Origin of the sequence: Albidovulum sp. (genome assembly GCF_049646345.1) — a bacterium.
Classification (GTDB): domain Bacteria; phylum Pseudomonadota; class Alphaproteobacteria; order Rhodobacterales; family Rhodobacteraceae; genus Albidovulum.
This window is the reverse complement of sequence record NZ_JBARVQ010000830.1, coordinates 1-9,648: the sequence shown is the minus strand read 5'-3', so window position 1 is coordinate 9,648 and position 9,648 is coordinate 1. Positions and strand designations below refer to the sequence as shown.

Sequence of the window (9,648 nt, the reverse complement as noted above, 5' to 3'; positions counted from 1 at the left end):
GAGGCCCCGGATCAGGTCCGGGGCGGGTCAGAGAAGCGTGCGCAGAAGATCGAGATAGGGCCGGCCCTCGGGGTCGGCCCTGTTCAGAAAGGCATCGACCTGATGGCGATGGCCGCGCACTTCGGTGACATGTACCGCAACGGGCGCGCCCTTTCTGCCAGCCTTTCGGGCCAATACCCGCAGATTTTGCGGCGGGATCACGCCGTCATGAAATCCGTGCATCATGACCAGTGGCGGACCGTCTGTTGTCAGCCGCCAAGGTTGTACCATCGCCGCGCAAATACCCATGGCCGCATCGGGGCGCGGCAGGTCCTGCCATGGCCCGCGCGGCGGATAGGCCAGGGATGCCGCAGCGATCCCGCCTGCCGACGCACCAAGGGCCACCATCCGGGCGCCGAGGCCCAGCGCATTCGCCTGTTCGCGCAGATGGGCCAAAGCGGCTGCGTAGTCCTCGACAGCGGCATAGAAAGCGGGACCGCAATAGTTGGGATTGATCCGCAGCCCGACCCGCGCGGTGCGGGTCTGCGCATCTGCGATCATCGCCGCGTGTTCCTGCGGGAAGGCCCCAAGCGCGGTGCGTTTGCGGTAGTCGATCGAGGCGACGGCTATGCCTTCGGGCGCAAGCCGCCGCGCCAGACGCTCTGCTGTCCTGTCCCGACGGCTGCCATGGCTGAAGCCACCGCCATGGGCATAGATCACCGTCGCCCGTGCCGGACCATCAGGGCGGTAAAGCGTGATACCGAGTGGAGTTTCTCTGTCGCCCGCGACAAAACGCAGCTCATCACGGCGTAGTTTGATTGGCTCTTGTAGATCGCGGCTCATTCCGGAACCCTATAGCGAATTGGGTCTGCTCTTAATCAGAATTCGAACATTTTTCATTCGAATTCGGATACTTGAAATCTCAACATTGCTCGATGCGAATTCGTAGCGCGGTCGAAAGCACAATATCGCACCTTGGCCCGGAATCGGTCGCATTCGGACAAGGCCCGTCGCGGAACGGCCTGAAACCCGGACGCGACCGGGCGATCACGGGTCCGGCATGGGGGAGACGTCGTTGGACGGATTTGACTATATTGTCGTCGGTGCCGGATCGGCGGGCTCGGTTCTGGCCGAACGGCTCTCGGCCAACGGTCGGCACAAGGTGCTGGTGCTTGAGGCGGGTGGATCTGACCGCCGGTTCTATGTCCATCTGCCCCTGGGCTACGGCAAGCTCTTCTTCGATCCGGCCGTCAACTGGATGTACAAGACGGAACCCGACCCCGGCCTTGCGGGCAATCAGGACTTCTGGCCGCGCGGCAAGATCCTTGGCGGATCGTCGTCGATCAACGCAATGGTCTGGATCCGGGGGCACCAGAGCGATTATGACGACTGGGCCGAGAGGGCCGGACCCGGCTGGGGCTGGGATGCGGTGCGCGAAGCCTACCGCGCCATTGAGGACAACGAGGCTGGCGGCAATGAGCTGCGCGGCAAAGGCGGCCCCCTCTTCATATCGGCCAATCGCACCGACCTTCATCCGCTGGTCGAAAGCTATATCGGCGCGTCCGAGGCCGCTGGCCTGCCCCGCAACGCCGATTTCAACGGCGTGGAACAGGAAGGCGTCGGCATCTATCAGATGACCATCCGCGAGGCCCGCCGCAACTCCGCCTCCCGCGCCTTTCTGCGCCCCGCGATGAAACGGCCGAATGTGACCGTGCTGACCCATGCCCATGTGACACGCGTCCTCTTTGAAGGCCGCCGCGCGGTGGGCGTCGAGTACCGCAGGGGCGGCAGGCTGCATGAGGTGCGCGCCGGGCGCGAGGTGATCCTGTCGGGCGGCGCGATCAACTCGCCGCAACTCTTGATGTTGTCCGGGGTCGGCCCGGTCGACCACCTCAAAAGCCAAGGGATCGAGGTTATCGCCGACAGCCCACAGATCGGCCAGAACCTCAACGATCATCAGGGCGTCAACTACACCTGGCGGATGAATGTGCCGACCTATAACGACATCCTGCGGCCCTGGTGGGGCAAGATGCTGGTTGGCATGAAATACTTCATGGGCGGCAAGGGGCCTTTGGCGAAGTCGATCAACCATGCGGGCGGGTTTTTCCGCACCTCACCCGACCTGCCCCGCCCCAATATGCAGCTTTACTTTCAGGCCTTCTCAACGCTGGTCCCCCGCGTGGGCGAACGCCCGCTGCTGACGCCCGACCCGTTCTCGGGCCTCTCCATCGGGCTTTCGAACTGCCGCCCGACCAGCCGGGGCGAGATCACGCTGAACTCCGCCGATCCTTTTGCGCCGCCGAGGATCGTCGCCAATGCATTCTCGACCGACCATGACGTCGACGAGATGCTGCTGGCGGTGAAGTACCTGCGAAAGATCGCGGCGCAGGAGCCGATGAGGTCTCTCATTGCCGAGGAGTTGCGCCCGGGGCCGGAAGTCATCAGCGACGAAGACCTGATCGCCGATTTCCGCGTGCGCTCCGGGACGGTGTTCCACCCCTCCTGCACGGTGCGGATGGGCAGCGATCCCGCGACATCGGCGGTCGATCCCGACCTGAAGGTGCACGGTGTCGAGGGTCTGCGCGTCTGCGACGCTTCGGTCTTTCCAACGCTGATCGGCGGCAATACCAATGCTCCGTCGATTCTGACCGGCTGGATCGGGGCAGACCGTATCCTGACGGATGCGGAGTGAAGCGCGCCGCCGTCCCGGACTTGGTCCGGGACCTCTGCCCCGGCCGCCGGGGAGGTCCCGGATCAAGTCCGGGACGGTCGGGAACTGTAAATGGGAATGGGAACTGGAATGACCTATCTTCTCGGCGTCGACACCGGCGGCACCTATACCGACGCGGTGGTTCTGAATGAGGGCGAGGACCGTGTTGTCGCCTCGGCGAAATCCCTGACAACCCGTCCCGACCTGTCGCTGGGCGTCGGCCGCGCCATTGATGCGGCGATTGAAAAGGCGGGCGTGAAGGCCGCCGAAATCGCCATGGTCTCGCTTTCGACAACGCTCGCCACCAATGCGCTGGTCGAAGGGCAAGGCGGGCGTGTGGCGCTCGTGTTCATCGGCTTTGAGGAAAGCGAACTTGCCCGCGCCGGGCTGACCGAGGCCCTGAAGGGCGATCCGGTGATCCGGCTGGCGGGGGGGCACAACCATGGCGGCGGCGAGGTCGCACCCCTCGACCTCGCAGCCCTCACGGCTGGAATTGACGCGCTTGGCCCCGATGTCTCCGGCTTTGCGGTTGCCGCCAGTTTCGCCACGCGTAACCCGGCGCATGAGAACGCTGCCCGTGACCTGATCCGCGAAAAGATCGGCAAGCCTGTCACCTGTTCGAACGAACTTTCCGCCGGGCTGAACGGCCCCCGCCGGGCGCTGACGGCAGTGCTGAATGCCCGCCTGATCGGCATGATCGACCGGCTGATCACCGCCTGTGAGGCGCATATGGCAAGCCTTGGCATCGACGCGCCCTTGATGGTGGTGCGCGGTGACGGGGCGCTGGTTTCCGCCGACCTCGCCCGCGACCGGCCCATTGAAACCATCCTCTCCGGCCCCGCCGCCTCCATCGCGGGCGCAAGCTGGTTGACCGGAGAGGCGGATGCGCTGGTCTCCGATATCGGCGGCACCACGACCGATGTCTGCCTTCTGAAGGACGGCAAGCCGATGATCGACCCGATGGGCGCGCGGGTGGGTGAGTTCCGCACCATGGTCGAAGCCGTGGCAATGCGCACGACCGGCCTTGGCGGCGACAGCGAGGTGCATCTGCTTGAAGGGCTGCAAACTGGTCTGCGCCTTGGGCCCCGCCGTCTGGTGCCCGTGGCCTTGGCGGCGCGTGACCATCCCGATCTGGTGCATGATGCGCTCGATACCTGGTTGTCGTTGGATGCGGTGGGCGAACATGACGGGCGCTTTGCCCTGCCGATGTGGCGCGATACCCCGCCCGATGGGCTTTCGGGGCGCGAGGCAGCGGTGGTCGAGCGGCTGCTGGCCGGGCCGCGCCGAATCGCCGATTGCGTGCGGACACGGTTGGAACTGCCCGCACTGATCCGCCTTGTCCAGCGCGGCCATGTGATGCTTTCGGGCGTGACGCCCTCTGACGCCGCCCATGTATTGGGCCGTCTCGACAGCTGGGACGCAACAGCCGCGCGCAAGGCCGTCACCCTTTTCGCCCGCCGCCGCAACGGACGCGGCGACCGTATCGCGGCGGGGCCAGAGGCTTTGGCGCAGGCTATCATCGACCAGTTGACCGCTCAGACCGTCGACTGCCTGCTGGAGGCCGCCTTTGCCGAAGACAGCCGCGACTGGGGTGAGGCGCCAGAGGCGCTCGCCCGCCATCCGCTGATGAAGGCCGGGCTCGACGGGCATTCCGGCATCATAACGGTGCGGACCGGCCTTGGCGTGCCGGTCATCGGGCTCGGCGCCTCGGCACCCTCCTATTACGGTGCGGTGGGCGACCGGATCGGCACCCGCATGGTCCTGCCCGAACATGCGGGCGTGGCCAACGCCATCGGCGCCGTCGTCGGTCAGATCGCCATGCATGCCGAGGGCATTGTCACCAGCCCCGGACCCGGCCTCTTCTCCGCCCACCTGCCCGACGGCCCGCAGCGCTTCAACGACCGCGACAAGGCGATTGCAGTGCTGGAGGCCGCCCTGATCGAGGATGCCGAGACCCGCGCCCGGCAGGCCGGGGTGGAGAAGGTCCGCCTGAGCGTTGACCGCGACATTTCCGAGATCGAGATCGAAGGCCAGCCGATGTTCATCGAAGCCCGGCTGCGGGTCACAGCACAGGGCCGCCCGCGGATTGCAACGGGTTGAGCGTTGAAGAGATGCAAGCCGGAGGGTTGCGAACGGTAAAAGGCGGGATTTTGTCTCCATTCAAGGATACAGACCTTCGCCCGGTTAACTTTTTTGTGGCTGCGTGCACAGAACAAGTTCGGACGGGCGTTGCAGCCATAAGTTTTCCAGTAGACGGGCGCGCTGCACCACACCACGGGCAGGCAACCTCAAAGCTAGCGTTGTGCATGGGTAATGACCGCAAAAGTTCATTGCAGACAAACGTATTACGGATGATCGTGCCCTCAAGTTGGTCACGATCCTCAGCGGATACGAAATGGGATTTACGCTCGGCATGCGCGCAATTGCCCGGAAATCGCCACACGACCGCTCAACCTTTCGTCAAACTTGTTTCCATATCCTCCATCGATGGCGGCATCGGCCCTAAGTTGATGTAGGACACCCGGTCATACTGATCGGTTGCCGCCGAACCGGGAACAGCAGATGCCAGACCCAAGACCCATCGGCCAAAGAATGGACATGCGGTGCATGGGGCGGGGACTGTTGCCCGTGCGGAAACGGAAACAAGCCGTAACAGTAAGTTACGGATTCCTGACTAGGGGCGACTCGCCGACCGGGTTAGGCTTGCACTTGGGTGAAGGCACGGAAGGACGGGTAGGGTGACACGGCTTACCGATCAGCTTTGGAGACTTCTGCGCATCGGCCGCCGGGTCGAAACGCAAAGCGCCAAGCGCGGTCGCGGCCCCACCGATCACGTCATCCTTCTGGACGGGACATTGTCCAGCCTCTCTCCGGGGCATGAAACCAATATCGGCCGCATCTACCGGCTTTTGCAGAACTGTCAGTCGGCACAGATGTCGATCTACTATGAGGCAGGCGTGCAATGGCATATGTGGCGCCATACGCCCGATGTCGCGATGGGGCGCGGCATCAACCGGCAGATCCGCCGCGCCTATGGCTGGCTGGCCTCGCGCTACCGGCCCGGTGACCGGGTATTCCTGTTCGGCTATTCGCGTGGTGCCTATGCGGTGCGCTCGCTTGCCGGGATCATCGATCAGGTCGGATTGCTGCGCGGTGAACACGCGACCGAGCGCAATGTGAAATTCGCCTACCGCTACTATCAGCGCGAAAGCGAAAGCAAGTTTGAGGCCGCGTTCCGCCGCCGCTTCTGCCATGAGAAGGTCGAGATCGAGATGATCGGCGCCTTCGATACGGTCAAGGCTCTGGGCGTGCGGCTGCCGTTCCTGTGGATGTGGACCGAACCACAGCACGATTTCCACAACCATGCGCTGGGTCCGGTGGTCAAGCATGGCTATCACGCGCTGGCGCTGAACGAAAACCGCGCGGCCTTCAATCCGATCCTTTGGGAAACGACGAATGGCGACTGGGCGGGCCGGATCGAACAGGTCTGGTTCCGGGGGTCGCATGGCGATGTCGGCGGTCAGTTGGGCGGGTTCAATGCCGCACGCCCCCTGTCGAACGTGCCGCTGGTCTGGATGCTGGAAAAGGCTGCGGACCACAAGCTATCCCTGCCGCTCGACTGGCGCGAAGGTCTGGTGCTGGATGCGACTGTGCCCTCGGTCGGGACGGTGCGCGGCTGGGGCAAGGCGTTCCTGTTGCGCGCCAAGCGGCAGGTCGGGATCGACCCGTCAGAAAGCATCCACCCGACTGCACATCTGGACAATCAGGCAAAGCGCGGCTGGGCACTGCCCGCGACGCGGCTTACCCGCCGGACATGATCATGCAGGTCGTGGTGCCGGTCGCGTAGATGCGGCCATCCTCTACCCCGCGGATTTCTCCGCGTGCGACCCCGGTCGAGCGGCCGGAATGTTGGACGATCCCCTCGGCCTCGATCTCGATCCCCAATGACAGTGCTCGTGTGACATTCACCGAATAGTCGAGCGTGGTGTAGAACCGCCCCTTGGGCACGGTCGTCATCACCGCGCAGGCCATGCAACTGTCCAGAAGCGTGCCATACCAGCCGCCATGCACTGCCCCCATCGGGTTTGTATGGCCAAATCCGGCCTTGCCGCGAAACACCACCCGGCCCGGTTCCACCAGATGCAGCGTATAGTTCAGCGTCCGCGCAATCGCTGGCCCGGCGATGCGTCCGTCAAGAATGCCGCGCATGAAATCAAGGCCGGACATCGACAGAAGCGTCTCGCGATTGGCGAGATCGGCGGGGGATTGGGCGATGAAGGGCATCGGCATGGCGGTCTCCGTGTTGGCGGTGCCAGCCTGCCTCAAGAACCGGCCCCGGGCAATGACCTGTCCGGGGCCGGGTTGCATAACGGTGGCCTAAGCCACGTTCTGCAGGGAGACTTCCGGTGCGATGCCGAGCGCGAAGCAGATATCGCGGGTCAGCGTGGGCCGGTTCAGAGTGTAGAAGTGCAGATCCTCGACCCCGCCCTGTAACAGGTTGTCGCAAAGCTCGGTGGCGATGACGGTGGCCAGCAGCTCCTCGCGCCCGTCGCGTTTGGCGGCGATGAACGCGTCCTCCAGCCAGGCCGGGATAGTCGTGCCGCAGCTTTGGGCAAAGCGCTTGGTGCCGTCCCAGGAGATGATCGGTAGTATGCCGGGAATGATCGGCGCGTCGATGCCCGCCTTTTCGCAGGCATCGCGGAAGCGGAAGAAGCTTTCCGCCTCAAAGAAGAACTGGGTGATGGCCGAAGAGGCGCCCGCATCGATCTTGCGCTTCAGCCAGTCGACATTGGCGGCCATGTCAGCGGCTTCGGGATGCGCCTCGGGGTACGCGCCGACACGGATCCTGAATTTTCCGGTATCGGCCAAGGCTTCGATCAGTTCGACGGAAGAGGCGAAACCATCGGGATGGGCGGTGAATTTCTCCGCCCCTTTTGGCGCGTCGCCCCGCAAAGCCACGATTTCGGTGACGCCCGCCTCGGCATAGGCCCCCGCAATCTCCAGCGTTTCGGCCTTCGTCGCCTCGACGCAGGTGAGGTGAGCCGCGACATTCATGCCGCAATGCGTGCCGATCGTCGTCACCGCCTCATGCGTCAGCTTGCGGGTCGTGCCGCCCGCGCCGTAGGTGACCGAAGCGAAGCTCGGCTTCAAGGGCGCCAGCATCTGTGCGGTTTCCCAAAGCTGGAACGACGCCTCAAGCGTCTTCGGCGGGAAGAATTCAAATGAGATGCGGGGTGCGGGCATGGTTGTATCCTTGTCTTCAATGCCCTCTTGTCCCATGAGGAAGGGCGTGAGACAAATTCATAATTCTCAAGAACTATATGAGTCCTATTGAAGGTTCCACCCGATGCATCTCGACCTGCGCCATCTTCGCACGATCAAGGCGATCCATGAAACCGGGGGCCTTGCCCGCGCGGCCGATACGCTGAACATCACGCAGTCAGCGCTGTCGCATCAGGTCAAGGGGATGGAGGATCAGGCCGGGATGGAGCTGTTCGTGCGGCGCACGAAGCCCTTGAAACTTTCGGCCGCCGGTCTGCGCGTCTTGCGCACCGCAGAACGGGTTTTGCCCGAAATGGAGGCGCTGAGCGAGGAGTTTCGCGCCCTTCGTGCGGGGCGGTCGGGGCGGTTGCATATCGCCATTGAATGCCATGCCTGTTTCGACTGGCTTTTCCCGGTCCTTGAACAGTTCCGCCGCGCCTGGCCCGAGGTCGATGTCGATATCCGCCCTGGTCTCGCCTTCGGCGCGATGGAGGCATTGATGCGCGAAGAGGTGGATCTGGTGATTTCGTCCGACCCTGAAAAGTTGCCGGATGTCACCTTTAACCCGCTTTTCGACTATGCGCCGACGCTTGTCGCGGCGCGCACCAACCCCTTGGCGGAGAAGGACTATGTAGAGGCCGAGGACTTCCGCGATCAGATGCTGATCACCTATCCTGTGGACCGCACCCGGCTCGATATTTTCGCCGAGGTGCTGACGCCCGCCCGCGTCGAACCCCGTGCCGTGCGGCAGGTGGAACTGACCGCAGTGATCCTGATGCTGGTCGCCTCGGATCGCGGCGTGTCGGTGCTGCCCGACTGGGTGCTGCGCGAGGTGAAGTATCAGCCGGACTACATTACCCGACCGGTGACGAAAAAGGGCCTGACCAAACGCATGTATGCCGCCACACGGGAAGAGGACGCAATACGACCATTCATGGCGCATTTCCTGCGGCTGGCGCGCAGTGAGCCGGTTAAGTTGCAACGGGCGTGACTCAGGGCTTGACCTCAACCTAACCTGAGCAATTACCAAGATGCCGACCCTGACAAAGGAAAGGCACCAGATGACGATGGCGGTAGAGATGGAAGGTGCCCCGTGGAGGGATCTTTTGCGGCGCGACATGGCGGCATCTTTGGTGCTGGTGTGCCTTGGCGTCTGGTTGCATGCGGCAGACAGCCTGATCGTTGCGACGATGATGCCCGCCATCGTCGCCGGGATTGGCGGCGATCACCTGATCGCGTGGAACTTCGCGCTCTATGAGACCGGGTCGATTGTCATCGGTGCGGCCAGCGGGCTGATCGCGATCCGGCACGGGTTGCGCCGTCCCATGACAGTCGCGGCCCTTGCCTTCGGGCTCGGCTGTATGATCAGCGCGCTGGCCCCGGCGATGCAGGTGATGCTGGCGGGTCGGGTCCTGCAGGGGCTGGGCGGCGGCGGGCTGACCGCCCTCGCCTTCGTCTCGGCGCGACGACTATTCCCTGCGCGGCTGATCCCCCGGATCATGGCGGCAATGTCGGTGGTCTGGGGCACCTCGGCCTTTCTCGGGCCGCTCTTTGGCGGGCTTTTCGTGACCTATGCCAATTGGCGCACGGGGTTTGCCGTGTTCGGGCTGCAGGCGCTGGGCCTTGCCATCTGGATCTGGTTCGGGCTGGGCCCGGCGGACAAGCCCGCCACCGACGGGACAGAGGCAGAGCGGATA

Annotated in this window: 8 protein-coding genes; 5 read left to right on the top strand and 3 right to left on the bottom strand. The window is 64.0% G+C overall.

The features are described 5' to 3' along the window. Nucleotides 1-27: 27 nt before the first annotated feature. On the bottom strand, nucleotides 28-822 hold the full coding sequence (locus tag WBB85_RS21750) for an alpha/beta hydrolase (RefSeq protein WP_432640658.1): 795 nt from the start codon (nucleotides 820-822) through the stop codon (nucleotides 28-30). Between the two features lie 232 nt (nucleotides 823-1,054). Between WBB85_RS21750 and WBB85_RS21745 the strand changes: the two genes are divergently transcribed. From WBB85_RS21745 to WBB85_RS21735, 3 genes are all read left to right on the top strand, one after another. Continuing rightward, nucleotides 1,055-2,671 (top strand): GMC family oxidoreductase, encoded by a 1,617-nt coding sequence (locus WBB85_RS21745; RefSeq protein ID WP_432640657.1) that lies wholly within the window; start codon nucleotides 1,055-1,057, stop codon nucleotides 2,669-2,671. 108 nt (nucleotides 2,672-2,779) lie between these two features. Continuing rightward, a complete protein-coding gene (locus tag WBB85_RS21740; RefSeq protein WP_432640656.1) occupies nucleotides 2,780-4,789 on the top strand; it encodes a hydantoinase/oxoprolinase N-terminal domain-containing protein in 2,010 nt (669 codons plus the stop codon). A 671-nt stretch (nucleotides 4,790-5,460) separates the two neighbouring features. Beyond that, nucleotides 5,461-6,507 carry a DUF2235 domain-containing protein gene (locus WBB85_RS21735; protein ID WP_432640660.1) on the top strand — a complete coding sequence of 349 codons (1,047 nt, stop codon included), beginning with the start codon at nucleotides 5,461-5,463 and terminating at the stop codon, nucleotides 6,505-6,507. Here WBB85_RS21735 and WBB85_RS21730 read toward each other — a convergent pair. Both WBB85_RS21730 and metF read right to left on the bottom strand, forming a co-directional pair. Continuing rightward, on the bottom strand, nucleotides 6,491-6,973 hold the full coding sequence (locus tag WBB85_RS21730; RefSeq protein WP_432640659.1) for a PaaI family thioesterase: 483 nt from the start codon (nucleotides 6,971-6,973) through the stop codon (nucleotides 6,491-6,493). The genes WBB85_RS21735 and WBB85_RS21730 overlap by 17 nt on opposite strands. Before the next feature lie 93 nt (nucleotides 6,974-7,066). Then, nucleotides 7,067-7,933, bottom strand: a complete 867-nt coding sequence (gene metF / locus WBB85_RS21725; protein ID WP_432640655.1) for a methylenetetrahydrofolate reductase [NAD(P)H] — start codon at nucleotides 7,931-7,933, stop codon at nucleotides 7,067-7,069. A 103-nt stretch (nucleotides 7,934-8,036) separates the two neighbouring features. On the opposite strand from metF, the gene WBB85_RS21720 reads away from it, so the two are divergent. Further along, complete coding sequence (locus WBB85_RS21720; protein WP_432640654.1) at nucleotides 8,037-8,942, top strand: LysR substrate-binding domain-containing protein; 906 nt, start codon at nucleotides 8,037-8,039, stop codon at nucleotides 8,940-8,942. 40 nt (nucleotides 8,943-8,982) lie between these two features. Beyond that, a partial coding sequence (locus WBB85_RS21715; protein WP_432640653.1) for an MFS transporter occupies nucleotides 8,983-9,648 on the top strand: 666 nt, incomplete at its 3' end.

What these genes read in the sequence shown, in the direction of transcription:
- WBB85_RS21730 (WP_432640659.1), bottom strand. Translation starts at nt 6,973, where the DNA reads ATGCCCTTCATCGCCCAATCCCCCGCCGATCTCGCCAATCGCGAGACG.
- metF (WP_432640655.1), bottom strand. Translation starts at nt 7,933, where the DNA reads ATGCCCGCACCCCGCATCTCATTTGAATTCTTCCCGCCGAAGACGCTT.
- WBB85_RS21720 (WP_432640654.1), top strand. Translation starts at nt 8,037, where the DNA reads ATGCATCTCGACCTGCGCCATCTTCGCACGATCAAGGCGATCCATGAA.
- WBB85_RS21740 (WP_432640656.1), top strand. Translation starts at nt 2,780, where the DNA reads ATGACCTATCTTCTCGGCGTCGACACCGGCGGCACCTATACCGACGCG.
- WBB85_RS21750 (WP_432640658.1), bottom strand. Translation starts at nt 822, where the DNA reads ATGAGCCGCGATCTACAAGAGCCAATCAAACTACGCCGTGATGAGCTG.